The organism is Micromonospora jinlongensis (assembly GCF_013410645.1).
GTDB classification, from domain to species: Bacteria; Actinomycetota; Actinomycetes; order Mycobacteriales; family Micromonosporaceae; genus Micromonospora; species Micromonospora zamorensis.
Window position 1 is genome coordinate 4,476,552 of the sequence record NZ_JACCHK010000001.1, and the last position, 25,910, is coordinate 4,502,461.

The following is a 25,910-nucleotide window of genomic DNA, read 5'->3' on the forward strand; positions in this document are numbered from 1 at the left end:
CTCCGTGACGCTCGACCCCACGACTGCCGAGCGGCGGGCTCTGATCACCGGGGCCACCGCAGGCATCGGCGCGGCGTTCACCCGGCGACTGGCCGCCGACGGCTGGCATCTGGTGCTGGTCGCCCGGGACACGGCCCGGCTGACCGAGCTGGCCACCGAGTTGGGTTCCACCACCGGCCGCCCCGTGGAGACGATCCCGGCGGATCTGTCCACCGACGACGGCTGCGCCGTCGTGGAGCGGCGGCTCGCCGACGGCAGCCCCGTGCACCTGCTCGTCAACAACGCCGGCATCAGCCTCAACAAACCGTTCCTCCGCTCCACGGCAGAGGACGAGGCGCGCCTGTTGCGGCTCAACGTGCACGCGGTCATGCGGCTGACCCTGGCGGCGTTGCGACCGATGACCGAACGACGGAATGGGGCAGTGATAAATGTCTCTTCGGTCGCCGGTTTCGGCACGGCGATGCCCGGCTCGACCTACTCGGCCAGCAAGGCGTGGGTGACCAACTTCAGCGAGTCCGTCGGCCTTTCGGCGCGCCCGTTCGGCGTCCGGGTGATGGCCCTCTGCCCCGGCTACACCCGCACCGAGTTCCACCAACGGGCCGGCATCAACATGTCCAAGACGCCCGAGTGGCTGTGGCTGCGGGCCGAGGATGTGGTCGACGAAGCCCTGCGTGACCTGCGCAAAGGCAAGATGGTCAGCGTCCCGGCATGGAAGTACAAGATGGTCGTCGCCGGCATGCGGCACGCCCCCCGCCGGCTGCTCCAGGCCGTCGCCCGGGACACCCGCGGCCGGATCGGTCGCGACGAGCACTGAGCCTCGACCGGCCCACCAGGCCCCGTAGGTCGTCGGGGCGGTGCTGGCGCGCCGCTATCGGGCCAGTTGCTGAGCGTAGTCGAACATCGCCAACCATCGGTGCCCCGCCGGGCTGATCAGGGTGGACCCCACACACGGCGTTCAGACTTGCGCAGTAACCTCTATCGCCATGGGGGACCACGACGACCTGCGTAAATTCATTACCGACCTGGCTGTGGTCCACGGACGGGTCGTGCTCTCCTCGGGGCGCGAGGCAGACTGGTACGTGGATCTGCGGCGCGTCACGCTCCATCACCAGGCCGCTCCTCTGGTCGGCCGGGTGTTGCTCGACCTCACCGCCGACTGGGAGTACGACGCCGTCGGCGGCCTCACTCTGGGCGCGGATCCTGTCGCGCTCTCGATGCTGCATGCCGCCGCTCCGACCGGTCGGGCCCTGGACGCCTTTGTGGTGCGCAAGGCGGGCAAGGCGCACGGTCTGCAACGGCGGATCGAAGGACCGGAGGTGGCCGGCCGTCAGGTGTTGGCGGTGGAGGATACGTCGACGACAGGCGGAAGTGTGTTGACCGCTGTCGAGGCACTTCGTGAGGCCGGGGCGGAAGTCGTAGGCGTGGCGGTTATTGTTGATCGAGGCGCCGGCGACGCGGTGCGAGCCGCCGGATTGCCATACCGGGCGGCCTATACGTTGGCTGACCTCGGCCTTGTGGCGTAAAAGTTTGCCGATTCGGATCTGCTGATATGCAGGCGGATCGATGCTGCTGGTGGAAGGATGGAATACGTGGGAACTGCGTTGGCCGAAATGACTATGCCTCAGATCTCGCCGCTTAACGGCGAGCCGATCGAACGTGCCGATGCCGAGCGTCTCGCCGGGGTCCTCAAGGCCCTTGCTGATCCTGCTCGGTTGCGGCTGCTCAGCCTGATCCAGTCGGCCCCCGAGGGCGAGGCGTGCGTCTGTGACCTGACGGCGCCACTCGGCCTCTCTCAGCCGACGGTCAGTCATCACCTGCGTATCCTCACCGAGGCCGGTTTGCTGCAGCGGGAGAAGCGCGGTGTCTGGGCGTACTACAGCCTGGTCCCGAGTGCGATCGCGACGATCGCCGACCTGCTGACCCCGCCGCGTAAGCGGGCCACCAAGAAGGCCCGCTGAAATAGGCGCTGCACGCCGTCCCGCGCCGGGACGGCGTCCGGTGGCGAGCCAGGGGTGGCGCCATCGGTGAGTGACACCTGCTCGTCCCCGGCCGCACCGCCGGAGGCCGGGTCCGACATGCCGACGGCCGACCCCCGCACCAGGGGGCCGGCCGTCGTCGTCGTACCGGGACGTCAGCGGTCCTGGCCGTGCTCCGGGCGATGGCGGCCGTGCTGGTGTCCGTCGTGGTCGAACGCCTCGCGGGCTGCCTCCACCGCGCCGGCGGCGCTGGCCGCGGCAACTACCGCAACCGCCTCGCCGCGCTTGCGGGCGCGCCGGTCGCGGAGGAACTCGAAGAAGATCGGCAGCACCGAGATCACGATGATCAGGGCCACCACCGGCAGGATGTAGTGGTCGATCTTGTCGCCGATGGCCTGGTAGATCTGCTCGGCCAGCAGGTAGCCGATCAGCAGGATGCCGTCCACCCAGAGCACCGCACCGACGATGTTCCAGAGCAGGAACTTCCGGGCCGGCATGCCGAGTGCACCCGCGACCGGGTTGAGGAACGTCCGGACGATCGGGATGAAGCGCGCCAGCACCACGGCCTTCGCCGGGCCGAACTTCTGGAAGTAGTACTCGGCCTTCTCGACGTACTCCTTCTTGAAGAGTCGGGAGTTCGGCCGCTCGAACATCGGCCGGCCGTACCGGGCGCCGAGCCAGTGCCCCAACTGGGCGCCGACGATCGCGCAGATCGGTCCACCGATCAGCAGGCCGGCCAGCGAGAGCCGGGTGCCGTCGCCGAAGATCGCGTCCGCCACCGGCGACGAGGCCACGCCGGCGAGGAACAGCAGCGAGTCGCCAGGGAAGAAGAAGCCCACCAGCAGGCCGGTCTCGGCGAAGAGGATCACCCACACGCCGATCAGCCCGAAGGTCTGCAACAGTTCCTTGGGGTCGAGCGGGTTCAGGGCGACGCTCTCCACGAGAGCGCGGGTCTGCTCAGCTGTGTCCACGGCCACAAAGGGTACCGAAGCCCAGGCCTCGGGCCGCGCCGGACCGGCACCTCACCACCCGCCAGCGCATTACCCACGTGCAGGGGTCCGAACGGCTCGACCGATGTCGCACCGTGGACCCGGACGCGTCCTCTCGTGCGTCTGCCGGTCGGCGAGCCCACCGGGCCCAGTCGCTTCGTGCAGGCCGACCCGAAGCTCGCCCCGGAGTTCCTGACCGCACTGCGCGAGGATCGGCTCGGCGACTGGGTGGCCCGTCACCCCGAGCAGGTCAACCCTGCCCGGTGACGGCGACCGGCCACGCTGTTGCGATGCGCGGTGACGCTCAATGGCGATCCGGACGGATCGCGGCGGTGCCCCCGGCGGCCAGATAGGGGTCGGAGGGGCACCGTCGCGGTCGGACGGGTCAGGCGACAAAGCGGCTGGTTCGCCGCCGGGCGAGCACACAGACGCCCACGCCGGCGACGAGCAGCAGGCCACCGATGCCGGCGATCAGGCCGGTGGGGGAACCGGTGATGGGCAGTGCGCCACCGCCACCACCGCTGCTGTCGCCACCGCTGCCTTGGCCACCGCCACCGCCCTGAGCCGCGTTGACCACGATCGTGGCCCTGTCGTTGGCCGGTTTTATGTCGTCCTCGAAGCTGCCGCCGGCGGGGCATTCGCAGGGCGCGTTGACCAGGACCGCGCCCCGGGCGTTGGGGATGACCCTGTCGATGCGCAGCCGGAACTCCACGGTGTACGTCTTCCCGGCCACCAGGAGCATCTCCGAGGCGCACTGGTACGTCCGGGTGCCCGCCCGCAGCTGGCAGCTGGCGGGAACCCCGACGGCGGTGGTGCCGGGCGGCAGCTCGACGACCGTGTGGGTGGCGGCCTCCCAGTCCGCGTTCACCTTGTCGAGCGTCGCCGGGCCGTTGTTCCGGAATCCGACGGTGGCCGTGACGACGGCACCGGCCCTGCCCCTGAGCGCGTCGCCGATCGCCGCGAGGTCGGTGCCGTTCCTGCCGGTGACCTTGATGGTCCAACCCGTGTAGTCGTAGCCCGGGCCGACGTCGGTCTGGTCGGCCTGCCGCGCCCGGATGGGTGCCTCGGCCAGGGTCAGCTTCGGACCGTTGCCGGCCGTGGCAGCTCGGCTGCCGACGGCTTCCCGTACGCGGGTCAGGTCCTCGAAGTCGGCCTTGGTCATGAACTCGGCGTAGCCGGCCTGGTTGGTGGGTGCGTAGGTGTCCTTCGCGAGTTCGAGGTTCAGCGTCGTGGACAGTCCCTCGCCGACCGGGATCTCCTCGTCGAACTCGCAGGAGATCAGGTGGTCGTCGGAGTAGAGGCAGTTGCTGAACCTGTCCCTGGTCCGAATCGAGTAGGAGAGGTCGAAGACCGCGACGAAGCCCGTGATGGTCTTCTTGCCGGCGTTGGACACGGCCAGCGGCACGCTGACCTTTCCGCCCGGCTTGGAGGAGTGGGTGGTGAACGGCCCGCCGGCCAGGTCCACCCCCTCGCCGATGCGGACCTGCGAGGTGTAGCTGCCCCGCTGCCCGCCGGCCGCCTGGAAGCTGACCACGACGTCGCCAGAGTCGCCGACCTGTGCGTCCTGGGTGGCGGCCATGTTCACCTGCTGGGTCACGCCGCGGTGGATCCCGCTGCCAAGAGGCGGCAGCTCGCTGAGGGAGACGCCGTAGCGCTCCTCGCAGACGAGAACGCCGGGCTCCGGTGCGGTGCACTCCTGCCCATCGGCGGGGGCGATGGTGATCTTGTTGGTGAGGGAGCGGTAGTCGTACCGCACGGAGACGTCGTTGAGGGTTGTCGGCTCGTCGGCGTACAGGAGCAGGCGGTTGGTTTTTGTCGAGCCGACGGCCAGGGTGGTGTCCTGGAAGTAGGGCTCGATTTCGGCAGCGGCGACGGCCGGGGTGGCGGAGGCGGCGACCAACGCGCCGGCGGCGCCGAGCCCTACCAGGCAGCGGAGCGAATGCTTGAGCATGGGGGTCCTCCCGTGGGATGCAGGTGGCGCCCCTCCAACCTAGGCAGACCCCGGCTCCTCCGACAGCCCTGTCGGATCGACGACTGTCTAACGACCCGAACGGCTGAGCAGGTTTGATGCAACGGACAGCCGACCCCGCGACGGGGTCAGCGGTAGTCGTCCTCGTCGCCGGTGACCACCCGGGCCTGCTCCATCGCATCCCAGTCGTCGACCTCGAGGCCGCGCTGGGGCTCGCCGTCTGCGTCGGCGGGGTCGACCACCGTGGCCTGCTCGACCGCGTCGGCCGAATCGGCCTCGGGGTCGCGCTCGTCCGGGGCGAGGTGGTCGCCGGGAATGAAGTCCTCGTCGGGCTGACCCATCGTCCCTCCCGGGGTCTCGGGGCACGGTTCCCACCCACCGTACGGGTTGCGCCGGCGCCGCGCCCGGAAGCGGAGTAGGCGGAATCAGCCCTCGACGACGCGAGCCGATGCCAGGATGGTGCCGTGGGCTTCCTCATTCGACTGGCGATCACCGCGGTCGCTCTGTGGATAACCACCCTGATCGTGCCCGGTGTCGACGTGCACGGTCGCTCGGGTGGCAACACCGCGCTCACCCTGATCGTGGTGGCGCTGATCTTCGGCGTGATCAACGCCGTGCTGAAGCCGTTGATCAAGGTCGTCGGCTGCGTGTTCTACCTGCTGACCCTGGGCCTGTTCGCGCTCGTGGTCAACGCCCTGCTGTTCCTGCTCACCGACCGGATCGCCCGCGGGCTCGACCTGCCGTTCCAGGTGGACGGTTTCTGGGCCGCGTTCTGGGGAGCCATCGTGATGACCGTGGTCACCTGGCTGATCAGCGTCATCGTGCCGGACAACCTGGACCGCCGGTGAACGGCTAGCACCCGGGTCGGTTGTTCCGCCACACCTCACCTACGGGATACTGCCGGGCGGAGGACAGCGCGGTCCGGCGCACAAATGAACAACAGCGGCCAGCACGGCCGAGAGTGGTAAGTAAGGAGCGTTAACATGCCCATCGCTTCCCCCGAGGCTTACGCGGAGATGCTGGACCGCGCCAAGGCTGGCCGGTACGCGTACCCCGCGATCAACGTGACCTCCTCCCAGACGCTGAACGCGGCGCTCAAGGGCTTCGCCGACGCGGAGAGCGACGGCATCATCCAGGTCTCCACCGGTGGCGCCGAATATCTCTCCGGCCCGTCGATCAAGGACATGGTCACCGGCGCGGTGGCGTTCGCCGCGTACGCGCACGAGGTGGCCAAGAAGTACTCGGTCAACATCGCCCTGCACACCGACCACTGCCCGAAGGACAAGCTGGACAAGTTCGTGCGTCCGCTGATGGGCATCTCGCAGGAGCGGGTGAAGCGCGGCGAGGAGCCGCTGTACCAGTCGCACATGTGGGACGGTTCGGCCGTGCCGGTCGCGGAGAACCTGGAGATCGCCGCCCAGCTCCTCGACGAGGCCGCCAAGGCCAAGATCGTCCTTGAGATCGAGGTCGGCGTCGTCGGTGGCGAGGAGGATGGCGTCGAGAACGCCATCAACGACAAGCTCTACACCACCACCGATGACGGCCTGGCCATGGTCGAGGCGCTCGGCCTCGGTGAGAAGGGCCGCTACATGGCGGCGCTGACCTTCGGCAACGTGCACGGCGTCTACAAGCCGGGCAACGTCAAGCTCCGTCCGGAGATCCTCAAGCAGATCCAGGACGCCGTCGGCGCCAAGTACGGCAAGGACAAGCCGCTCAGCCTGGTCTTCCACGGCGGCTCGGGGTCCCTGCTGAGCGAGATCCGCGAGGCCCTGGACTACGGCGTGGTGAAGATGAACATCGACACCGACACCCAGTACGCCTTCACCCGGCCCGTCGCGGACCACATGCTCCGCAACTACGACGGCGTGCTGAAGATCGACGGCGAGGTCGGCAACAAGAAGCAGTACGACCCGCGTGCCTGGGGCAAGGCCGCCGAGGCTGGCCTGGCCGCCCGGGTCGTCGAGGCGTGCGAGCACCTTCGCTCCACCGGCACCACGATGACCAAGTAACGACGTACCACCGACGGCCGGCTCCCCTGGTGGGGGCCGGCCGTTGTCGTCAGGCCGTCAACAGGCGGACGGCCTCGCGAACGTCGTCGGTGAGGTGGATCGTCGACGACAGGTCACCGAACGGGGACGCGGCCAGCAGCGGACGCAACAGCGCCTCCACCGGCAACTCCACGGTCCAGTACGCGCGGTCCAGGAAGATGTACGCGCCGCTGGCCCCGTCGGTGCCGTAGTAGGTCTTGGTCGCCGCCTGGAACACCTCCTGCACCGTGCCCGCCCGCCCCGGCGCGAAGACGATGCCGCCCCGGGCGAGTCGCAGGATGGTGTCCTCCCGGATCGCGTTGGAGAAGTACTTGGCGATCCGCCCGGCGAACAGGTTCGCCGGTTCGTGCCCGTACAGCCAGGTCGGGATGGCCAGCCCACCGGCTCGCGCCCAGCCCAGGTCGTCGCCACGCTGCCGGGGAACGCCCGCGTACCGCTGCCGGACCGTCAGCGCGGTGGCCGTGTACCGGTGGTGGTCGGTGAAGTCCGGTGCGGTGGCCAGCAGGTCGATCGCCGCCGTCACGTCGGTCGCCGGCCGGTCCGCCAGGTAGGCGCCGAGGTTCGCCGCCTCCATCACCCCGGGACCGCCGCCGGTCACCACCAGGCGGTCGGCCCGCGCCAGCTCCCAACCCAGCACTGCCGCCATCCGGTACGCGGGACTGCCGCGCCGCACCGCGTGCCCACCCATGATGCCCACCACCGACTGCGGCCCGTGCCCGGCCAGCCAGGCCCGGGTGGCGTCGGCCAACGCGTTGTCCACGCCGTGGTCGTGCAGCCGCTGACCCAGCGCCTCCTTGACGTCCGGCAGCGCGCCGCCGTGCGCCCGGTAGTGGTCGTACACCCGGGTGTCGTACATCCCGGTGAACCCACCCTCGGCGAAGCCCTCGGCCAGGTCCTCGGGGGTGTAGAGGTGTGTCGGCTGGGTCGGGTACGGCAGCCCCGAGAACGGCGGCACCACGTTCGCGCCGCGTCGGACCAGGTCGGCGCCGACGTCCCGGGACGCGAAGCGGCAGCCCACGAAGAGGGTGCCGGCGACGTCGACGCCGGTCAGGTCGGGCACCGGTGCGAGGTCGAGACGCAGGCCCTGCACGGTCAGCCCGCTCAGCCGGCCGGTGGCCAGTTGGCGGTCGAACTCGTCCCGGGTCTGGATTTCGCCCGCGTGCAGGTGCGGCTCGATGACGTCCGCAGGAGGTGGGGTCGGCACCGGGCCATCCTGCCCCCGCACCGGGGGCGGCCAAACCTCGGGCCCGGGGTGGAACGACAGGAGCCCGGTGGTCGTGGCCACCGGACTCCTGCGTTACCGGTTCCTGGGGAGGCTCCGGACCATTAGTTGTAATGGAAAACACCTGGCAGCGGCATAGGCCGCAGGCGTGACCAACTCCTCAGCCGTTCAGCGGAACGTGTCGGCCGACCCGCTCGCGTGTCGCCCTGTCCAGCGGGTTGAATGGGGCGATGCAGAACCTTTTGCCAGAGCCACCGGCCACCCGCCTGCCCGCGAACGCCGAGGCCGACGCCGCCCTGGCTGCCGCTGAGGAGGCCGGCACCGATGAGGCGTTCGCCAGCGTGGCGGCCGGCTTTCCCACCTACAGCGCGGCCTGGGCGGAGCTCGCGGCCCGGTCCTTCGCGCAGGGCCAGGTCGTGACCGCGTACGCCTACGCGCGCACCGGCTACCACCGGGGCCTCGACCAGCTGCGCCGCAGCGGGTGGAAGGGGCACGGCCCGGTGCCGTGGTCGAACGAGCCCAACCGGGGCTTCCTCCGCTGCCTCTACGTGCTGTCCCGAGCTGCGGACGAGATCGGCGAGGCCGACGAGGCAGCCCGCTGCGCCCAGTTCCTGCGTGACTGCGACCCGGCAGCGGCGGACGCGCTCGCGAGCAACTGACCCCGATCCGACGGCCGGCCCGACATCGGGCCGGCCGTCGGCGGCTCACAACCCTTCGGCAACCGCGGCGGCGATCTTCAGCCAGGCGTCCCGGGTGGCCGAGGAGAGCCCGCCGTACCGGATCGGCTCACCCGTGTCGATGAGCCGCTCGTACGGGGCCAGCAGCACCGCCCGGGTGCGGGCCGCGAAGTGCTCCTGGATGGCCGGCAGGTCGATCTCCTTACGGGACGGCGGCATCGACACCACGGTCACCGCCTGGCGGACCAGCCGTTGCCGGCCGCTCTGCTCCAGGTGGTCGAGCATCCGGGCGGCCGTCTCCGCCGAGTCGTTACGGGCCGACATGGTGACCACCAACTGGTCGGTGGCGTCCATCGAGGCCTGCCAGTTCTGCGCCCGCACGTTGTTGCCGGTGTCCACGAAGATCAATTTGTAGAACCGGCTGACCACCTCGCGGATCTCGGCGAACGCGGCCGCTGTCAACATCTCGCCACCCGTGGCCGACTCGTCCGAGGCCAGGACGTCGAACATCCCCTCGCCCTGCGAGCGCACGTACTGCGACAGGTCGCCGACCCGCCCGTGCGCGCCCTGGAACTGCCCGAGGTCACGCAGCATGTCCCGCACCGTGCGGGAGTGGAAGTCCTGCTGGGCGCGCATCCCCAGGGTGCCCTGGGTCTCGTTGTTGTCCCACGCCAGCACGTAGCCACCGCGCTTCTGACCGAACGTCATCGCGAGCAGCAGGATGGCCACCGTCTTACCGGCGCCGCCCTTCGGGTTGACCACCGTCACCTGCCGCAGCCCGCCGAAGTTGCGGCGCACCATCTCGATGTCCCGCTTGAGCTCCTGCTCGTGCCGCCCGGGAGAGAGTCGGAGCAGCCCCATCTTGTTGACCACCGCGCGTACGCCCATGGTCGCCACCGGGTCGGCGGGCCGGACCTGTCGGCGCTTGCTGAAGTCCTCGGCGGTCGGCACCGCCGTGGACTCCGGCGTCCAGCTCGCGTCCGGGTATCCGGTGGTCGGCACCTGGGCCACCCCCTCGGCCTCCTGGTAAGGCTGACCAGGAGGTACGCCGGGCGGGCCCTGCTGCCACGGCGGTGGGTACCAGCCGGGGGACGGCGGGAACGGCCCGGGCGGTGCGGCCTGCTGGGGAACCTGCGGCGGCAGGTTGCTGAACTGCGTCAGGTCGGGCGGGGGTGGGATCGGCGTCGAGCCAGCCTGACCGGGAATCGCCGGGTCGAACGACTGGCCGGTCTGACCGGGGCCGGCCTGCGGGACGCCGGAGTGCGGCTGCGGCGGGGCCGGGATCGGGGGCGTCGCGGTGGCGCCTTCGTCGTGGGTCGGTGCGGTTGCGCCGGCCGGCCGTTGCGGCGGATACGCCCAGGGCGACTCACTGGCCGGTCGTGCCGCTCCAGCAGCGGGCCCGTCCTCCCCGGTCCCGCCAGCCTGCGGCGCTGGTCCGGCCGTCGCGGAATCCGGCGTCGCCGGAGCTGCCGGGGCGGTGCGGCCGGTGGGCTCTGCGGCTGCGGTGCGGCCGGTGGGCTCTGGCACGGTGGCGCGGCCGGTGGGCGGGGCACCGGTGGTGGGATTGTCCAGGGTGAACGGCAGGTCCAGGTCGACACCGCCCGGGTTGACCGGCGGGACGTTGACGGCGGCCGTACCGCGGTCAACGGGCTGCGCCTGCGTCGCGCCGGCTGCGGTGCTCGCCCCCTCGGATTGGCTGTCCGCCGGCCCGAAGGCGGTGTTCGGTGCCGGAGGAACCCCGGTGCCGCCCGGGACGCCGTTGCCCGCCGGAGCGTTGCCCGCCGGCGGCGTACCCGTTGCCGGCGGCGTGCCCGTCGCGGGTGGACCGGGCGGTGTCGCCGCGGCGGTCGGAGCGGCCGCTGGTGGCCAACTCGGCTGCGGCGGCCCCCAGCCCGACCCTCCGCCGGCCGCGCCGCCGGCGCCCCAACCCCCGGGTGCCGGAACGGCTCCGCTCAGCGACGGGTAGTCGGACGGCGAGGGTGGCGGCAGCGGGGCAGCTCCGGGCTGTCCTGGGACCGGCGGCCGGCTGATCGGCGGCGCCGCCACCGGCGGCGTAACCGGCCCGGGCGCGGCCGACGGCGGTGCGCCCCGCTGCTCGGCGACCGCCGCCCAGGGCGGTACGACGGTCCCCGCGCCCCGGTCGGTCGGATCCGGTGGCCAGAGTGGTTCGATGTCCCGCTCCGGCACCGGCTGCTGGCCGTGCGCCTGCGCCCGGTCGGCGTTCTCGTCCATTAGGGCCCTCCCCAGTCCTCCTGCGAGGATAGGCGCATCCGCCCGCGAGGGGCGGGCGGCGCAACCGAGGTTGGCCGCTCCGCGCCGCCGAGATCAGATCGACCAGACCGCCCAGGCACCCGGCTCGACCCACCAGGAGCGCTTCCGGGTCAGCTCGCCCTCGACACCATCGTCGAGGTACGGCACCTTCCCCTCCCTGGGCAGCACCGAAACCGCCCGGCCACGGGCCCGCCGAACTTCGAGGCGTACCCGTTTGCGGCCGAACGTCGAGCGGACGACCACCGGCACGGCAACCGCGACCTCGACCTGGCCGTCGGCCGGGTCCGGTGCGGTCAGCAGCGTGACGTCGTCGAGCGTCGCGTACCCGCCGGCATTGGCGACCGCGCAGGCCAGTAGTGGTTCATCACCGTCGGTGAGGATGGTGTCGTCGACCTCCACCCGAGCCCGCCAGTGCAGCGGCCGCCCGGCGTCGTCGGCGGCACCGAGCAACGCGCCGTCCAGCGTCACCGAGCCACCGTCGTTGCGCAGCAGGTCCAGTCGGCGCGGCGTGCCGTCCAACACCGCGGCGGCCACCACCGTCGGGTCACGGGGCAGCCCGAGCTGCGCGGCCAGGTCGCGGTGGGTGCCGCCACGGGCCGGGTCGAGCGGGAGTACGCCCACCGGTGGCAGGTCGGGCAGGGTGCGGTTGCCGGGCAGATCCGCCGGGCGCTTGCTCGGCGCCGGGGCGTACCGCCGGACCAGCCGGCGCAGCACGGCGCGCAACTGCCCGTCGTTGGCCGTCGCGACGACCAGCCGGGTCTTGCCGTCCGGGTCCGGCCAGGTGAGCCCGTCCGGCCGGGCCGGACCGTCGAGCCGGGCCAGCACCGCGTCGATCTCCGCGTCCGAGCGTGCGGTGACCATCTCCACCCGGGCGCCGCGGGCGTTCAGCGCGTCGGCGCAGGCCAGCACCGGCACCCGTGGCCGCTCGGTGGCGCACCGCTCGGTGTCACCGCCGGCCTGGGCCTGGGGTGCCTGGCCGGTGTCGGCCTGGCCGGTGTCGGTCTGGCCGGTCTCGGTCGGTTTCGTCGGACCGGTGTCGGTCTGGCCGTTGTCGGTCTGGCTCGTCGGGTCGGTGGCGGCCTCGGCCGCACCGCCGCAGCAGGCCCCGCCGCTGCCACAGCCCCCGGGAGCGTCCCGCTCCGAACCGAGGGTGAGCAGCACCACGTCGTACACGGAAGGAGCCTCCTGCCTCTCGACGCGACCCCTGCCGGCCGCGCCGTCACTACTTGTTAACCTGACACCCCGGGCTCGCCAACCGGTCGCCACCTGGCACCCGAGCCTTCTGGAGGCGGAAAAGATGCCAGCGATCGTGCTCCTTGGCGCTCAGTGGGGCGACGAGGGCAAGGGCAAGGTTACCGACCTGCTGGGTGAGCGGGTCGACTACGTCGTGCGCTACTCCGGCGGCAACAACGCCGGCCACACGGTGATCACCCCGGACGGCCAGAAGTACGCGCTGCACCTGATGCCGTCCGGCGCGCTCTCACCGACCGCGATGATCGTCATCGGCAACGGTGTGGTGGTCGACCCGAAGGTGCTGCTCGCCGAGATCGACGGCCTGGCCGAGCGTGGCGTCGACGTGTCCCGACTGCGGATCTCCGGTGACGCGCACCTGATCATGCCGCACCACCGGGCGCTGGACCGGGTGATCGAGCGCTACCTCGGCTCGTCCCGGATCGGCACCACCGGCCGGGGCATCGGCCCGGCGTACGGCGACAAGGTCGCCCGGATCGGCATCCGCCTGCAGGACCTGCTCGACCCGGGCATCCTGCGCAAGAAGCTGGAACTCGCGCTGCGCGAGAAGAACCAGATCCTGTTCAAGGTCTACAACCGCAAGGCGATCGACCTTGAGGCGACCGTCGAGGAGTACCTGGCGTACGCGGAGCGGCTCAAGCCGTACATCGCGGAGACCCGGGCGATGCTCTGGGACGCGCTGGACCGGGACGAGACGGTCCTGCTGGAGGGTGCCCAGGCCACCATGCTCGACATGGACCACGGCACGTACCCCTTCGTGACCTCGTCGAACCCGACCGCCGGTGGTGCCTGCGTGGGTGCCGGCATCCCGCCGACCGCGATCAGCAAGGTCATCGCGGTGAGCAAGGCGTACACCACCCGGGTCGGCGCGGGACCGTTCCCGACCGAGTTGTTCGACGCCAACGGTGACCACCTGCGCAAGATCGGCGCGGAGTACGGCACGACCACCGGGCGGGAGCGCCGGTGCGGGTGGTTCGACGCGGTCGTCGCCCGGTACGCCTGCCGCCTCAACGGTGTCACCGACCTGGTCATCACCAAGCTGGACGTGCTCACCGGCATGCCCAAGGTGCCGATCTGCGTCGGCTACGAGATCAACGGCGTCCGGGTCGACGACATGCCGATGAGCCAGACGGACTTCCACCACGCCAAGCCCGTGTACGAGGAGCTCGACGGCTGGTGGGAAGACATCACCAAGGCACGGACCGCCGCCGACCTGCCGGAGAACGCCCGTCGCTACATCGCCCGGGTAGAGGAACTCTGCAACGCCAAGGTGAGCGTCGTAGGTGTAGGCCCAGGCCGAGACGAAAACGTGGTCCTCCACCCCCTCCTCCCCTAACCCCGTGGGCTTGCTTCTCACCCCCACCCCACCCCACCCCACTCCACTCCCTCGTCGATCATGAGGTTGACGGAGTGTTCGATCTACGAATGCCCCGTCAACCCCATGATCGACGGCAGGGCTGGCGGGTGTTGTCCACAGAGTTGTCCACAGGGGTGGTGGGGTGGCTGGTGAGCGGTCAGCGTGGTCGTCGTGGATCGCACAGACCTCGTACGCGTCATCGCCAGCGGCCAGGATGGCCTGATCACTCGGGCGCAGGCGTTGCGTGCCGGATTCAGTCGACACGACATCGACCATCTGGTGACCGTCGGGCGGTGGCGACCACTCGCACGAGCGGTCTATCTGGTCCGCAGCCGGTCCATCGAATCGCCCGCCCGTCAGTGTCGTGTCCGCGCCGCTGTGCTCTCGTTGGGCCCGCAGGCTCACGCGGTGTTCGGCACAGCGGCTGAGCTGCACGGCATTGCCGGTCTGCCGCGTGGTGACGAGATCCACGTGGCGCTGCCGGGCAGGGCGGCCAAGCGGACACGGGTGTCGGACCCCGCGATCGTGCTGCACCAGCTCGAACACCCTCCGGGGAAGGTGGTGCAGGTGAACGGGATCGCGGCTACTGTGCCACGGCTGACCGTCGCAGAGATCATCCTGCGAGAGCGCCGTTATGCTGCGGTCTCCGTGCTCGACTCCGCGCTCAACCGGGGATTGATCACGACCGAATGCCTGGCGGCCATCGCAGTGTTGATCAGGGGCCGGCGTGGCGCGATCGCGGCACGCGGTTATCTGGCTGAGGCGGACGGTCGGGCTCAGTCGCCGCTGGAGACGCGTACCCGGCTCCGCTGCGTTGACGGCCGCGTGCCTCCAGATGCCCTTCAATTGGAGGTGCGCGACGACGACGGATACCTGCTCGGCATCGGTGACCTGGGCTGGCGCGGACCGCAGGTGATCGCCGAGGCCGACGGCCGAGACCCGCACGCCACCGTAGAGGCCGCTTTCGCCGACCGCCGCCGCCAGAATCGCCTGGTCAACGCCGGCTGGACCGTCTTGCGCTTCACCTGGCAAGACACCCTCCGCCCCGACTACATCCCCTGGACGGTCCGCCAGGCACTCGTCGCCGCCCGTTCTCGTTGATCATGAGGTTGACGGGTCAGTGGATCACCAAAAGGCCCGCTAACCTCATGATCAACAGCACCGGTGGTGGGGGACAGTAGGATCTCGGTCGTGCGGGTTCTTCTGGTTGGTGGTGGTGGGCGGGAGCATGCGCTCGCCCTCGGGTTGGTGGCGGATCCGGCTGTTTCCGCGGTTGTTGCCGCGCCTGGTAATCCGGGTGTCGCCTCGGTGGCCGAGTTGCGGGCCGTGAACGCTTCCGATCCGGCGGCGGTGGCGGCGCTGGCCGTGGAGACTGCCGCTGACCTGGTGGTGATCGGGCCGGAGGCACCGCTGGTCGCCGGGGTGGCCGATGCTGTCCGTGCCAAGGGCATCGCCGTCTTCGGTCCATCCGGTGCGGCCGCGCAGTTGGAGGGCTCCAAGGCGTTCGCCAAGGACGTGATGACCGCCGCCGGCGTACCGACCGCCCGGGCGTACGTCTGCACCGACGAGGAGAGCACCGCGCGGGCGCTGGACGAGTTCGGCGCCCCGTACGTGGTGAAGGACGACGGACTCGCCGCCGGCAAGGGCGTGGTGGTGACCGACGACCGGTCCGCCGCGCTGGCCCACGCGAACGAGTGTGGCCGGGTCGTGGTCGAGGAGTTCCTGGACGGCCCGGAGGTCAGCCTCTTCGTGGTGACCGATGGCGAGGCGGCGCTGCCGCTGCTGCCGGCTCAGGACTTCAAGCGTCTCGGCGATGGTGACACGGGGCCGAACACCGGTGGCATGGGGGCGTACGCGCCGCTGGCCTGGGCACCGCCCGGCCTGGTCGACGATGTCATGCGCGACGTGGTCCACCCGACGCTCGCGGAGATGCGCCGCCGTGGCACCCCGTTCGCCGGTCTGCTCTACGTGGGCCTCGCGATCACCGCGGCCGGCCCCCGGGTGATCGAGTTCAACGCGCGCTTCGGCGACCCGGAGACCCAGGTGGTGCTCGCGCTGCTGGAGACCCCGCTGGGCGGGCTGCTGCACGCGGCTGCCACCGGCACGCTGGCCGAACACCCGCCGCTGCGGTGGCGCGACGGCAGCGCTGTCACCGTGGTGCTCGCCTCCGCGGGCTATCCGGCCGCGCCGCGCACCGGCGACGTCATCACCGGCGCGGACCGGCCGGGCATCATCCACGCGGGCACCGCCCGCCGGGCCAGCGACGGCGCGTTGCTCTCCGCCGGAGGCAGGGTCCTCTGCGGTACGGCCACCGGCTCCGATCTGGCCGCTGCGCGGGACGCCGCGTACGCGCTGGTGGACGGGGTGGAGTTGGCCGGCTCGCAGCATCGCACCGACATCGCCGCCGCCGCCATCGACGGCCGGATCACGATCCCGGGCTGAGCAGCCGCCGGGCTGAGCAGCCGCTGGACCGTCGGCTGGGCGGCGCCTCAGCCGAAGTAGCGGCGCAGTTCGCGGGTGAGCACCTTGCCGGTGGCGTTGCGGGGCAGGTATTTCACGAAGATCACGTCCCGGGGGACGCTGAAGCGCGCGAGATAGTGCCGGACGTACTCGCGTACCGCATCGGGATCGAGCGTCTCGTCGGGGTGCAGGGCGAGGAACGCGGCCAGGCGCTGGCCGTACTCGGGGTCGGGTACGCCGATCACGGCCACTTCGCGAACCTGCGGCAGTTGGGCGAGCAGGTCCTCCACTTCGGAGGGGAAGACGTTCTCTCCACCGGAGACGATCATGTCGTCGGCCCGTCCGTCGACGAAGAGCAGCCCGTCGGCGTTGAGCCGGCCGAGGTCACCGGTATCGAGCAGACCGTCGCGGGTTTCCCGGCTGGCACCGGAGGTGTAGCCCTCGAAGAGCATCTCGTTGCCGACGAAGATCCGCCCGACCCGTCCGGTCGGCACCGGCTGGCCGTCGTCGTCGAGCATTGCCAGCCGGGTGCCGTGCGGCGGCCGACCGGCGGTGGTGGGTGCCTGGCGCAGGTCCTGCGGGTCGGCGATGGACGCCCAGGACACCTCGGTGGAGCCGTAGAGGTTGTACAGGACGTCGCCATAGGCATCCATGAACTTCGGCGCCAGCCCGCCGGGCAGGGCGGAGCCGCTGACCGCGACGACCTTGAGCGGGGGGCGCGGGTCCGGCGGGGGCACCTCCATCAGTCGCTGCACCATCACGGGTACGGCGAACAGCGCGTCGCACCGGTTGGCGGTCAGGGCGGCGAGCGTGGCGGCCGGGTCGAAGCGTCGGTGCAGCACGATGGTGGCCCGCAGGGCGAAGCAGACCTGGAGGGCGGCGAACCCCCAGGTGTGGAAGATCGGTGCGGCGATCATCACCCGGTCCCTGGTGTGCAGCGGGATGCGGCCGATGATGGACACCAGCGGGCCGAAGCCGCTCGGCGTGCGACGACGGGCGCCCTTGGGCGTACCGGTGGTGCCGGAGGTGAGCACGATGATCCGGCCGTCCCGCTCCGGCGGGTGCAGGTCACCCGGCAGTGCGCCGGCCACCAGCTCCTCGCGGGCGCGTTCGTCGAGCCGGGGCAGCTCGGCGGGGAGTCCGAGGACCCGCTCGGCGAACTCGTCGTCGTGCACCAGCAGTCGCAGCTGTTGCTCTTCGGCGACGGTGCCGAGCTGGGCCGCGGAGAGCCCGGTGTTGACCAGCACCGCGTCGACGCCGAGCAGGGTGGCGGCGACGATCGTCTCGATCAGCCCGTGGTGGTTGCGGCAGAGCACGCCGATCCGGTCGCCGGCCTGCACGCCGAGCCCGGCCCGCATCGACCTGGCCATCCGTTCGGCCCGGTCGAGCAGGTCGTGGTAGGTCAGCTCGACGCCGTCCTCGTCGATGACCGCCACGCGGCCGGGGTCCCGGGCAGCCGCCTGGCGCAGTTCGCCAGCCAGGCTCCACCCCCAGGTACGCAGGGCGTTGAGCTGCGCGGCGATCCGGACCGGGTTGCCGGGGGTGAGCAGTCCGCGACGGGTCAGGGTGGCGACGGTGAACGGCAGGTCCATGCCGCAGACCTCCTAGGGGTGGTGCGCGGACGGGGCAGTGACCTGCCCGTCCATCAGGGGCTTCTTCCTTGATCATGCACTGGGGGTGGCTGAAGGCCCAGTTGGCGTCGGCGCGGGGTGACGAAGACGGCACAGATCGTGGAGTCCGGGCCACCGTCGGCCCGACCCCCTTGTAGAGGCGCCGGGCCGACGGCGGTCAGCGGATCTGCATCCCGGAGATCGCCCGGGAGATCACCAGTCGTTGGATTTCCGAGGTGCCCTCGAAGATGGTGTAGATCTTGGCGTCCCGGTACCAGCGTTCGACCGGGTGGTCGCGCAGGAAGCCGGCCCCGCCGAGCAACTGCACCGCCTTCTCGGTGACCGACACCGCCACCTCGCCGGCCTTGAGCTTGGACATCGAGCCCTCGCCCGCGGTGAACGGGCGGTTGTTGCGGCCCATCCACGAGGCGCGCCAGACCAGCAGCCGTGCCGCGTCGATTTCCATCCGCATGTCGGCCAGCGCGAACGCGACCGCCTGGTTCTCGATGATGGGTCGTCCGAACTGGACGCGGTCCTTCGCGTAGTCCAGGGCGTACTCGTAGGCGGCCCGGGCAACGCCGAGCGCCTGCGCGCCCACCGTGGGTCGGGACAGCTCGAACGTGCGCATCGCGGCCTGTCCGCTGGCCCGCTGCCCGGAGCGCGCCCGGTCGAGGCGTTCCAGCAGGGCGTCCCGCCCGCCGAGCAGGCAGCGGCCGGGCACGCGTACGTCGTCGAGGAAGACGTCGGCGGTGTGTGACGCGCGGAGGCCGAGTTTGCGCAGCTTGCGGGTGGCGGCCAGGCCGGGGGTGCCTGGCGGTACGACGAACGCCGCCTGGCCTCGGGAGCCGAGTGTGGGGTCGACGGAGGCGGTGACCACGTGCACGCCGGCGATCCCGCCGTTGGTGGCGTACGCCTTCTGGCCGTTGAGCACCCACTCGTCGGTGGCCTCGTCGTAGACGGCCCGGGTGCGCATCGCGCCGACGTCGGAGCCGGCCTCGGGTTCGCTGGTGCAGAACGCGGCGACGGCCGGCGAGTCGACGTCGCCGAAGCACTGTGGCACCCACTCGACCATCTGGTCGGGGGTGCCGGCGCCGTAGATGGCGGCGACGGCGAGTGAGGTGCCGAAGATGGAGAGGCCGATGCCGGCGTCACCCCAGAAGAGTTCCTCACTGGCGATCGGCAGGGAGAGCCCGGTCGGGTCGGCCCAGCAGGTGGCGAGGAACTCGAAGCCGTAGAGGCCGACCTTGGCGGCTTCCTGGATCACCGGCCACGGGGTGTCCTCGCGCTCGTCCCACTCGGCGGCGGCCGGGCGCACGACCTCTGCGGCGAAGCCGTGCACCCAGTCGCGTAGATCCCGCTGTTCCTCGGTCAGGTCAAGCGAGAACTCAGCCATGTCAGGCCTTGGGGATGTCGAACAGGTTGGCGATGTTGGCGGCGAGGCCCAGGTCGCCCTTCGCCTTCAGCTTGCCGGTCATGAACATCATCACCGGGTTGGCGCCACCGGAGACGATCTTCAGGAACTCGACCGGGCCCATGGTGAGGCTCAGCTTCGGGTCGTGCTGCGGGGTCTCGTTCACGACGCACGTGCCGTCGGCGATGACCACCTCGTAGGTGTCGCTGCCGCCGTCGGGGCGACCGGTGATGACCCAGTGGATGACCGCGTTGGTCGAGCCGGCCCGGTCCGCGCGGAACAGCGACGGCATCCGGCCGAACACCTCGCCCAGGACCTTGTCGCGCATGTCACCGGACATCACCTGAGCGATCTTGTCGTCCGGGGTGGACTTGACCAGCTGGGCGAACTCCTTGGGGCCGACGTTGGCGAAGGTGGCCGGGTCGAAGTCAGTCATCAGGTGTGCCTTCCGAAAGATTGGCTACTCGTGCGTAACCCTACGCACGAGTAGGTATGCTCGCAAGGTGTCCACCGTCCCCGCCTTCAAGCGCCTGCCACGCGCCGTCCGCGAGCAGCAGATGCTCGACGCGGCCGTGAAGGTCTTCTCCCGTCGCGGCTTCCACGCCGCCAGCATGGACGAGATCGCGGAGGACGCCGGCATCTCCAAGCCCATGGTGTACGCGTACCTCGGCACCAAGGAGGAGCTCTTCGTCGCCTGCCTGCACCGGGAGGGCACCCGGATGATGCAGGCCATCGCGGGAGCCGCCGCCCCCGACCTGCCGGCCGACGAGCGGCTCTGGCGTGGGTTGCGGGCGTTCTTCGGCTTCGTGGGCGCACACCGGGACGGCTGGGCGGTGCTCTACCGGCAGGCCCGGGGCGAACAGCCGTTCGCCGGGGAGCTGGCCGCCATGCGGGCCCGGCTGGTCGAGGTGGTCGCCGGGATGCTCGACCACGCGCTGCGCGCCGAGGGCCGTGAGATCACCGCCGTCGACCTGGAGGTCGTCGCGTACGCCCTGGTCGGCGCGACCGAGTCGCTGGCCGACTGGCTCGCGGACCACCCGGACGCCGACCCGGAGAAGACAGCCACCCGGATGATGAACGTGGCCTGGCTCGGTGCCGCCCAGCTGCTGCACGGCGTCACCTGGCGTCCGCCGACCGACTGACGGCCCCGGCGGGAACAGCGTCGGTGCCCGGCTCGCCGGCCCGCGCCGTACGGCGGCGGTTGCGGAGCCACCGCACCACCTCGACGATCAGCGTCACCGTCAGTGCGAGGCCCAGGCCGAGCAGGAGTCCGCGCAACGGGTCCTGTTCGAAGGCCAGCCCGCCCACGTAGCCGACCAGCGCCGAGTAGAGCCCCCACGAGCCGGCGGCGAGCGCGTCGAAGGCCAGAAAGCGTCGGCGGGGATAGTGCACCGCGCCCATGGTGAGGGTGACCGCGGTCCGGCCGCCCGGCACGTAGCGGGCCACGGTGAGGATCAGCCCGCCGCGCGTCGCGATTCCCCGCCGGGCCCAGTCGATGGCGGCCCGGCGTCGACCGTCGGGCGGCAGTCGGTCGAGCAGCCGCGCGCCACCGCCCCGCCCGATGGCGTACGAGACGTGGTCGCCCACCAGCGCCCCGGCGGCGGCCACCAGGATCACCGCCGGCAGGTACGGCGCGCCGGAGGCTGCGAAGACTCCAGCGGTGATCACCGCCGTCTCGCTCGGCACCACCGGGAAGAAGCCGTCGAGCACCGCGATCGCGAAGATCGCCAGGTAGACCCAGGGCGAGGACATCGTCTCGTGCAGCAGGTCGAGTAGATCCATGATCCTGATGCTGGTGTGGGCTGCGGCTCCCGCCATCGGCCAGTGGTCAGACGGGCACCACTACTTAGGTCGCATCCGGCCCCGACGGCGGCTCGGGGTCAACCCTCACCCCACCCCGGTCTGGCTGCGCGGGAGGGCCCGATCCGTCCGCAGCGCCCTAAGCTCGCTGCGTGGCCTCCAGCGCCGTCGCCGTCCGGCGGGCCGTCCAGCGGTACGCCTCCGTGCTGCTCGCCGTCACCGTCGCGGCAGCCGTCTGGGCCAGCTCGACCGGTGACATCGGCGTCCGTTCACCACTGCCGGGCGTCGTCGCGCTGGTCCTCGCGGTGGCCTCGGGGTGGGCCGCCGGCACGATCCGCACGCGCCGCTGGCCGTTGTTCCTGGCCGCGGCGGTGGGCTGGCTGGTGCTCGCCGCTGCGGCGGCCGGGGTGGTCGCCTCGTACCAGGCGGGTCTGCGGCTACGTGGTCGACGGCTCGCCGGCTTCCTCGCCGCCGCGGCCCTGGTGCTCGCAGGTGGGGTGCTGGTCGGGCTGGAAGTGGGCGGCACACGCCGGATCACCACCGCCACCACCGGCAACGTGCTGCTTCTCGCCGCCTGTCTGGTCGGCCTCCCGTTGGTCTTCGGCCTCTGGGTGCGGGCGCGCCGGGACACCGTCGCCGCACTGCGGGACCGGGCCGAGCGACTGGAACGCGAGCAGGAGGCCCGCGCCGACCGGGCCCGTGCCGAGGAACGGACCGGGATCGCCCGGGAGATGCACGACGTGGTGGCGCACCGGGTCTCGTTGATGGTCGTGCACGCGGGGGCGCTGGAGGTGACCGCCGCAGACCCGGCGACAGTCGAGGCCGCCGCGCTGATCCGGACGACCGGTCGGCAGGCGCTCACCGACCTGCGCGAGGTGCTGGGCGTGCTGCGACAGGCCGGTCCGGCCGTGGTGCCGGAGCGCGGGATCGACGCGCTGGACGAGCTGATCGGGGAGTCCCGCGCCGCCGGGCTGCGGGTGTCCCGGCGAGACGAGGGCGTGCCGACGGCACTACCGGTGACGCTGGGGCGTACCGCCTACCGCGTGGTCCGGGAGGCGTTGACGAACGTGCGCAAGCACGCCGCCGACGCCGAGACGGTCGTCGGCCTGCACTACCTGCCCGACGGGCTGGAGGTGATGGTCCGGAACGGTCCCTCCGAGGGCGGGGCGGCGCTGCCCGGCGCCGGCCAGGGGTTGCTCGGGCTGCGCGAGCGGGTGGAGCTGCTCGGCGGCCGGCTGGAGGCCAGACCGGTGGACGGCGGGTTCCTGGTCCGGGCCCTGATCCCGTTGGGGGGTGCGGCGTGATCCGGGTGGTGGTGGTCGACGACGAGCAACTGGTCCGTGCCGGTCTGCGGCTGATCCTGGAGGCGGCGGAGGACATCACTGTCGTCGGTGAGGCGGCGGACGCTGCCGGCGCGCTGGAGCAGGCCCACCGGTTACGACCTGAAGTGGTGCTGCTCGACGTGCGGATGCCGGGCGTCGACGGGCTGACCGTCGCGGCCGAGGTGGTCTCCGCCGGACCGAAGGTGATCATGTTGACCACCTTCGACCTCGACGAGTACGTGCACCGGGCGCTCCGGGCCGGGGCGGTGGGATTCCTGCTCAAGGACACTCCGCCCCGCGAGCTGGCCGCCGCCGTCCGTACGGTGGCTGCCGGGAACGCGATGCTCGCCCCGACGGTGACCCGGCGCCTGATCAGCTCGTTCGCCGAGCGTGGTCCGGCCCGTCGGGACACGGCCCGGCAGCGGCTCGCCCCGCTCACCGCGCGCGAGCTGGAGATCGTCCGGGAGGTGGCGCGCGGCCTCGGCAACGCGGAGATCGCCCGACGGTTGACCATGAGCGAGGCCACCGTGAAGGCACACGTCAGTCGGGCGCTGGCGAAACTCCAGGCCGGCAATCGAGTGCAACTGGCCATCCTGGTGCACGACGCCGACCTGCTGTGACATGTGTGGCCGTCAACGTCGGTCGGCGGGGCGGCGGTGTGCCCTGCGGCGCAGCCACCGGATCCCCTCCAGGCCGAACGTGACGGCCACCGACAGCCCCACGCCGACCAGCACGCCTTTCACCGGGTCGCGTTCGAAGGCCAGCCCACCGAAGTAGCCGAGCAGCCCGCAGTACAGGGCCCAGGTGACCGCCCCGATGCTGTCGTACAGCAGGAACGCCCGGCGGGGATAGCGCACCGCGCCCATGGTCAGGGTGACTGCGGTTCGCCCGCCCGGCACGTACCGGCTGGTGGTCAGAATGATTCCGCCGCGCCGGTCCACCGCGCGCCGGGCCCACTCGGAGCTGGCCCGCCGACGGCTGCCGTCGGGCAGCCGGGCCAGCCGGTGCGCGCCGCCGCCCCGACCGATGGCGTAGGAGATGTGGTCGCCGACCAGCGCGCCGATGGCGGCGCTCACGATCACCAGGGTCAGGCTGGGGTGCCCGTCGCTCGCCGCGAGCACCCCTGCGGTGATCACCGCCGCCTCGCCCGGCACTGCGGGGAAGAACGCGTCGACCGCGGTGAGCCCGAAGATCAGCAGGTACACCCACGGCGACGTGACCGTCCCACGGAGGAGGTCGAGCAGGGCGTCCATGCCCCCATGCTCGCGGGGTACGAGCCGCCCGGTGGCCGAGTCGGCGGATCACCCCCTCCGGTCTCGCGCGTCAGCCGGCGCCGATCAGCGCCGGTGGGGCGAGCAGCGGACCGTGCGCGGTCTTGTCGTCGGCGGTGGGGCCGTGCGAGGTCAGCACCACGGGCGCGCCCAACTCCGCGCTGACCGCCGCCGCCCAGTCCGTCGGCGGGTCGTCGTAGACCGGGCGGGAACGCAGCAGACGGGCGGTGAGCGCTGCCTGCCGGTCCAGGTCACCGGGCGGGCCGGGGGTGAGCCGGTCGGTGGTGTCGTACCGGCGGCAGATCCGCAGGCCCGGACCGGCCAGGTCGAGGTGGGTCACCGCCAGGCCGTCGACCCCACCGGCTGCATCGAGGGCGTACCGGTGGGCGACCGCGTCGAAGTGACCGAACCGGAACCGGCCCTGCCACGGGTTCGTCGGGTTGTGCGGATCGGCCAGCGGCAGGCTCGAATCCTCGGTCACCAGCGGACCTGCCCCGTGCCGGGTGGTGACGACCCGGAGCACTCCGATCCGGGTCGCGTCGCCGGGCTGGCCCGCCTCGGCGAGCAGACTGTCGGCGTTGGCGAACGTGGTGGTGCTCCACGTCGTGTACGGGTGGAAGCCGTGCCACTCGTCGAGCAGCACCCCCTGCGCCCCCTCGAAGACGCAGGTCCCCGCGCGCAGCGCCCCGGCGAGCCAGCTCCCGTCGACGATCGCGACCCGCCCGGCGAACCCGGTGAACGCGGGCAGGCAGTCCTCGACCGGTGGCGCGTCCAGTGGGCCGAGCTCGGCGGTCAGCCGCTCCCGCAGGGCGGTCAGCCGCCGACGCAGCAGCGCCGGGCTGCGGCAGTCGGCGACCCGGGGCGCGTCGTCCGGGTGGGCGAGACCGTACGCGACGGTCTCGCCCACCCCCAGCCCGCAGGAGCCGTGCCGGTCGGCTCCCCGGGCGATCTCCCGGGCCTGGTTGGCGGCCCGGTGGTACGGGGTGGCGAGCAGCGCGCCCCCGTCAACCGTGAGTCGGTCGAGCGCGTCGGTCACCCCGACCGTGGCGAGATGGTCGGCCTCGGTGGCCAGCGCCAGCGGATCCACCACGACGTGCCGCGACAGGTGCGTACGGACACCGGGATGGAAGGTGCCGGCGCCGAACTGCGCGAACGTGTGGTGCCGCCCGTCGCGCAGCACGACGTTGTGTGCCGCCTGCGCGCCCCCGTTGAAGCGGACCACCGTGTGCACGGGCCGGGTGGCGCAGAGCCAGTCCACCACCGTGCCCTTGCCGGCGTCGCCGTAGCCGAGGTCGACCACCGCCACGTGGTTCACAGCCGGGTCACCCCGCCGGTGGTGTCGGTGAACGCGGGCAACGTCGACACCTCGGCCCGCCGTCCCCGGCCGAGGCGGGCCAGGGCCTTCGAGACGGTGCCGGTGGCGCTGGAACCGGCGTGGTCCAGGTGGCGCAGGCCCTCGTCCAGGTCGATGGCCTGCTCGCCGAGGCCGATGGTGAGCGCGATGGTCTCGCAGACGGCGTCGAGGTCGTCGAGCACCACGGCGTTCTGCCCGAGCAGGCCCCGCCAGAAGTCGAGCACCTTGGCGTTGCCGGCGTAGTGGCTGCCGGCGGGGAGCAGGAAGTAGGTGTCCCAGCGGCGGGTCACCTCGTCGAAGATCTGCCGCAGCGGTACGTCCTCGGTCAGGTCGTCGCCCATCAGGCGGGCCACCTCCCGCGCCTTCACCTGCGGGTACGCCAGCTCGTCGCCGATGATGAACAGGTAGCCGCGCCGGCCGCGCTTCTCCCAGTTGTCGGTGGCGGTGTGCCGGGCCATGAAGTACATGGCCAGCTCGTACGACTCGCTCATCTGCCCGCCGCCCCCGCCTTCGAGGACGATCCGGCCGAGGTCGTCGTCCATCCGGTTGTCCGACTCGAACTGGCCCACCTGCAACGGCACCCGGTCGCAGGTGGCGTCGCCGATCGCGCCGAACATGATCTGCGGGTCGCTGGCGTAGCCCTGCCGTTGCAGCAGCCCGAGGAGCTGCGGCAGCTTGGTCTGCAGGACGCGCGGCACGGTGCGCATCGAGCCGGTCACGTCGAAGAGCACCGCGACGGGGGTGGACTGCGGGTGCTCGCCGGAGTCGCGGCTCTCGCGCATCGCGTCGCGCGGGTCGAGCGCGGGGTGCACGGTGCGTGCCCCGCTGTCGCTGTAGGAGAACGCGCTCCTGCCGGTGGACCGGCGGTAGCGGTCGGCGGCGTCGTACACGTCGGTGGACCAGATTCCACTGCCCATGACAG

Annotated in this window: 26 protein-coding genes; 13 read left to right on the plus strand and 13 right to left on the minus strand. The window is 71.5% G+C overall.

Going from position 1 to position 25,910, the window contains the following annotated elements; genetic code table 11:
* Positions 1–4 precede the first annotated feature (4 nt).
* From HNR22_RS19930 to HNR22_RS19940, 3 genes are all read left to right on the plus strand, one after another.
* Positions 5–814 carry an SDR family NAD(P)-dependent oxidoreductase gene (locus HNR22_RS19930; protein WP_179781617.1) on the plus strand — a complete coding sequence of 270 codons (810 nt, stop codon included), beginning with the start codon at positions 5–7 and terminating at the stop codon, positions 812–814.
* 169 nt (positions 815–983) lie between these two features.
* Positions 984–1,523 carry an orotate phosphoribosyltransferase gene (gene pyrE, locus HNR22_RS19935; RefSeq protein ID WP_179781618.1) on the plus strand — a complete coding sequence of 180 codons (540 nt, stop codon included), beginning with the start codon at positions 984–986 and terminating at the stop codon, positions 1,521–1,523.
* 57 nt (positions 1,524–1,580) lie between these two features.
* Positions 1,581–1,958, plus strand: a complete 378-nt coding sequence (locus tag HNR22_RS19940; protein WP_030332125.1) for an ArsR/SmtB family transcription factor — start codon at positions 1,581–1,583, stop codon at positions 1,956–1,958.
* A 173-nt stretch (positions 1,959–2,131) separates the two neighbouring features.
* Here the strand turns inward: HNR22_RS19940 and HNR22_RS19945 are convergent, their stop codons facing one another.
* Positions 2,132–2,953 (minus strand): VTT domain-containing protein, encoded by an 822-nt coding sequence (locus HNR22_RS19945; protein WP_179781619.1) that lies wholly within the window; start codon positions 2,951–2,953, stop codon positions 2,132–2,134.
* Positions 2,954–3,082: 129 nt separating this feature from the next.
* On the opposite strand from HNR22_RS19945, the gene HNR22_RS19950 reads away from it, so the two are divergent.
* Positions 3,083–3,232 carry a hypothetical protein gene (locus HNR22_RS19950; protein WP_179781620.1) on the plus strand — a complete coding sequence of 50 codons (150 nt, stop codon included), beginning with the start codon at positions 3,083–3,085 and terminating at the stop codon, positions 3,230–3,232.
* A 118-nt stretch (positions 3,233–3,350) separates the two neighbouring features.
* Here the strand turns inward: HNR22_RS19950 and HNR22_RS19955 are convergent, their stop codons facing one another.
* Both HNR22_RS19955 and HNR22_RS19960 read right to left on the minus strand, forming a co-directional pair.
* Complete coding sequence (locus HNR22_RS19955; protein ID WP_179781621.1) at positions 3,351–4,916, minus strand: LPXTG cell wall anchor domain-containing protein; 1,566 nt, start codon at positions 4,914–4,916, stop codon at positions 3,351–3,353.
* A gap of 146 nt (positions 4,917–5,062) precedes the next feature.
* Entirely contained in the window at positions 5,063–5,275 is a 213-nt protein-coding gene (locus tag HNR22_RS19960) for a hypothetical protein (protein WP_179781622.1), read from the minus strand.
* A gap of 123 nt (positions 5,276–5,398) precedes the next feature.
* Here HNR22_RS19960 and HNR22_RS19965 point away from each other — a divergent pair, with 123 nt between their 5' ends.
* Both HNR22_RS19965 and fbaA read left to right on the plus strand, forming a co-directional pair.
* A complete protein-coding gene (locus tag HNR22_RS19965; protein WP_088950923.1) occupies positions 5,399–5,782 on the plus strand; it encodes a phage holin family protein in 384 nt (127 codons plus the stop codon).
* A gap of 135 nt (positions 5,783–5,917) precedes the next feature.
* On the plus strand, positions 5,918–6,943 hold the full coding sequence (fbaA, locus tag HNR22_RS19970; RefSeq protein WP_112677486.1) for a class II fructose-bisphosphate aldolase: 1,026 nt from the start codon (positions 5,918–5,920) through the stop codon (positions 6,941–6,943).
* 49 nt (positions 6,944–6,992) lie between these two features.
* Here the strand turns inward: fbaA and HNR22_RS19975 are convergent, their stop codons facing one another.
* On the minus strand, positions 6,993–8,186 hold the full coding sequence (locus tag HNR22_RS19975; protein WP_179781623.1) for an SLOG cluster 4 domain-containing protein: 1,194 nt from the start codon (positions 8,184–8,186) through the stop codon (positions 6,993–6,995).
* 248 nt (positions 8,187–8,434) lie between these two features.
* Between HNR22_RS19975 and HNR22_RS19980 the strand changes: the two genes are divergently transcribed.
* On the plus strand, positions 8,435–8,863 hold the full coding sequence (locus tag HNR22_RS19980) for a DUF3151 domain-containing protein (protein WP_179781624.1): 429 nt from the start codon (positions 8,435–8,437) through the stop codon (positions 8,861–8,863).
* 45 nt (positions 8,864–8,908) lie between these two features.
* Here HNR22_RS19980 and HNR22_RS19985 read toward each other — a convergent pair whose 3' ends face one another.
* Together HNR22_RS19985 and HNR22_RS19990 are read right to left on the minus strand one after the other, a co-directional pair.
* Entirely contained in the window at positions 8,909–11,113 is a 2,205-nt protein-coding gene (locus HNR22_RS19985) for a chromosome partitioning protein (protein WP_179781625.1), read from the minus strand.
* 93 nt (positions 11,114–11,206) lie between these two features.
* Positions 11,207–12,325: a diacylglycerol kinase family protein gene (locus HNR22_RS19990; protein ID WP_179781626.1), complete on the minus strand. Its 1,119-nt coding sequence runs from the start codon at positions 12,323–12,325 to the stop codon at positions 11,207–11,209.
* Between the two features lie 124 nt (positions 12,326–12,449).
* Between HNR22_RS19990 and HNR22_RS19995 the strand changes: the two genes are divergently transcribed.
* From HNR22_RS19995 to purD, 3 genes are all read left to right on the plus strand, one after another.
* Positions 12,450–13,739: an adenylosuccinate synthase gene (locus tag HNR22_RS19995; protein WP_179781627.1), complete on the plus strand. Its 1,290-nt coding sequence runs from the start codon at positions 12,450–12,452 to the stop codon at positions 13,737–13,739.
* Between the two features lie 183 nt (positions 13,740–13,922).
* Positions 13,923–14,861, plus strand: a complete 939-nt coding sequence (locus HNR22_RS20000; protein WP_343059886.1) for a type IV toxin-antitoxin system AbiEi family antitoxin domain-containing protein — start codon at positions 13,923–13,925, stop codon at positions 14,859–14,861.
* A gap of 90 nt (positions 14,862–14,951) precedes the next feature.
* Positions 14,952–16,202 carry a phosphoribosylamine--glycine ligase gene (purD, locus tag HNR22_RS20005; RefSeq protein WP_179781628.1) on the plus strand — a complete coding sequence of 417 codons (1,251 nt, stop codon included), beginning with the start codon at positions 14,952–14,954 and terminating at the stop codon, positions 16,200–16,202.
* A 47-nt stretch (positions 16,203–16,249) separates the two neighbouring features.
* Here purD and HNR22_RS20010 read toward each other — a convergent pair whose 3' ends face one another.
* The 3 genes from HNR22_RS20010 to HNR22_RS20020 form a co-directional block, all read right to left on the minus strand.
* On the minus strand, positions 16,250–17,812 hold the full coding sequence (locus HNR22_RS20010) for an AMP-binding protein (protein WP_179781629.1): 1,563 nt from the start codon (positions 17,810–17,812) through the stop codon (positions 16,250–16,252).
* A 196-nt stretch (positions 17,813–18,008) separates the two neighbouring features.
* Complete coding sequence (locus tag HNR22_RS20015; protein WP_179781630.1) at positions 18,009–19,223, minus strand: acyl-CoA dehydrogenase family protein; 1,215 nt, start codon at positions 19,221–19,223, stop codon at positions 18,009–18,011.
* A 1-nt stretch (position 19,224) separates the two neighbouring features.
* A complete protein-coding gene (locus HNR22_RS20020; RefSeq protein WP_179781631.1) occupies positions 19,225–19,677 on the minus strand; it encodes an SCP2 sterol-binding domain-containing protein in 453 nt (150 codons plus the stop codon).
* A gap of 67 nt (positions 19,678–19,744) precedes the next feature.
* On the opposite strand from HNR22_RS20020, the gene HNR22_RS20025 reads away from it, so the two are divergent.
* Positions 19,745–20,383 carry a TetR family transcriptional regulator gene (locus HNR22_RS20025; RefSeq protein ID WP_179781632.1) on the plus strand — a complete coding sequence of 213 codons (639 nt, stop codon included), beginning with the start codon at positions 19,745–19,747 and terminating at the stop codon, positions 20,381–20,383.
* Here HNR22_RS20025 and HNR22_RS20030 read toward each other — a convergent pair.
* Entirely contained in the window at positions 20,358–21,023 is a 666-nt protein-coding gene (locus HNR22_RS20030) for a DedA family protein (protein ID WP_246380946.1), read from the minus strand. The genes HNR22_RS20025 and HNR22_RS20030 overlap by 26 nt on opposite strands.
* A gap of 170 nt (positions 21,024–21,193) precedes the next feature.
* Between HNR22_RS20030 and HNR22_RS31895 the strand changes: the two genes are divergently transcribed.
* Together HNR22_RS31895 and HNR22_RS20040 are read left to right on the plus strand one after the other, a co-directional pair.
* The gene (locus HNR22_RS31895) at positions 21,194–22,345 is read left to right on the plus strand and encodes a histidine kinase (protein WP_179781634.1); all 1,152 of its coding nucleotides are present in this window, start codon (positions 21,194–21,196) and stop codon (positions 22,343–22,345) included.
* The gene (locus HNR22_RS20040; RefSeq protein WP_179781635.1) at positions 22,342–22,983 is read left to right on the plus strand and encodes a response regulator; all 642 of its coding nucleotides are present in this window, start codon (positions 22,342–22,344) and stop codon (positions 22,981–22,983) included. Before HNR22_RS31895 ends, HNR22_RS20040 begins: the two co-directional genes overlap by 4 nt.
* A gap of 12 nt (positions 22,984–22,995) precedes the next feature.
* On the opposite strand, the gene HNR22_RS20045 is transcribed toward HNR22_RS20040, so the two are convergent.
* The 3 genes from HNR22_RS20045 to HNR22_RS20055 all read right to left on the minus strand — a co-directional run bounded on the left by HNR22_RS20045 (position 22,996) and on the right by HNR22_RS20055 (position 25,905).
* Positions 22,996–23,616, minus strand: a complete 621-nt coding sequence (locus tag HNR22_RS20045; protein ID WP_179781636.1) for a DedA family protein — start codon at positions 23,614–23,616, stop codon at positions 22,996–22,998.
* 70 nt (positions 23,617–23,686) lie between these two features.
* On the minus strand, positions 23,687–24,949 hold the full coding sequence (locus HNR22_RS20050) for an adenylosuccinate synthetase (protein ID WP_179781637.1): 1,263 nt from the start codon (positions 24,947–24,949) through the stop codon (positions 23,687–23,689).
* On the minus strand, positions 24,946–25,905 hold the full coding sequence (locus HNR22_RS20055) for a hypothetical protein (RefSeq protein ID WP_179781638.1): 960 nt from the start codon (positions 25,903–25,905) through the stop codon (positions 24,946–24,948). The genes HNR22_RS20050 and HNR22_RS20055 overlap by 4 nt, the downstream gene beginning before the upstream one ends.
* Between the last annotated feature and the right edge of the window lie 5 nt (positions 25,906–25,910).

What these genes read in the sequence shown, in the direction of transcription:
- HNR22_RS19960 (WP_179781622.1), bottom strand. Translation starts at nt 5,275, where the DNA reads ATGGGTCAGCCCGACGAGGACTTCATTCCCGGCGACCACCTCGCCCCG.
- HNR22_RS19980 (WP_179781624.1), top strand. Translation starts at nt 8,435, where the DNA reads ATGCAGAACCTTTTGCCAGAGCCACCGGCCACCCGCCTGCCCGCGAAC.
- HNR22_RS19940 (WP_030332125.1), top strand. Translation starts at nt 1,581, where the DNA reads ATGGAATACGTGGGAACTGCGTTGGCCGAAATGACTATGCCTCAGATC.
- HNR22_RS19985 (WP_179781625.1), bottom strand. Translation starts at nt 11,113, where the DNA reads ATGGACGAGAACGCCGACCGGGCGCAGGCGCACGGCCAGCAGCCGGTG.
- HNR22_RS20010 (WP_179781629.1), bottom strand. Translation starts at nt 17,812, where the DNA reads ATGGACCTGCCGTTCACCGTCGCCACCCTGACCCGTCGCGGACTGCTC.
- fbaA (WP_112677486.1), top strand. Translation starts at nt 5,918, where the DNA reads ATGCCCATCGCTTCCCCCGAGGCTTACGCGGAGATGCTGGACCGCGCC.
- HNR22_RS20030 (WP_246380946.1), bottom strand. Translation starts at nt 21,023, where the DNA reads ATGGATCTACTCGACCTGCTGCACGAGACGATGTCCTCGCCCTGGGTC.
- HNR22_RS20055 (WP_179781638.1), bottom strand. Translation starts at nt 25,905, where the DNA reads ATGGGCAGTGGAATCTGGTCCACCGACGTGTACGACGCCGCCGACCGC.
- HNR22_RS20015 (WP_179781630.1), bottom strand. Translation starts at nt 19,223, where the DNA reads ATGGCTGAGTTCTCGCTTGACCTGACCGAGGAACAGCGGGATCTACGC.
- HNR22_RS19995 (WP_179781627.1), top strand. Translation starts at nt 12,450, where the DNA reads ATGCCAGCGATCGTGCTCCTTGGCGCTCAGTGGGGCGACGAGGGCAAG.
- HNR22_RS20020 (WP_179781631.1), bottom strand. Translation starts at nt 19,677, where the DNA reads ATGACTGACTTCGACCCGGCCACCTTCGCCAACGTCGGCCCCAAGGAG.
- HNR22_RS20045 (WP_179781636.1), bottom strand. Translation starts at nt 23,616, where the DNA reads ATGGACGCCCTGCTCGACCTCCTCCGTGGGACGGTCACGTCGCCGTGG.
- pyrE (WP_179781618.1), top strand. Translation starts at nt 984, where the DNA reads ATGGGGGACCACGACGACCTGCGTAAATTCATTACCGACCTGGCTGTG.
- HNR22_RS19955 (WP_179781621.1), bottom strand. Translation starts at nt 4,916, where the DNA reads ATGCTCAAGCATTCGCTCCGCTGCCTGGTAGGGCTCGGCGCCGCCGGC.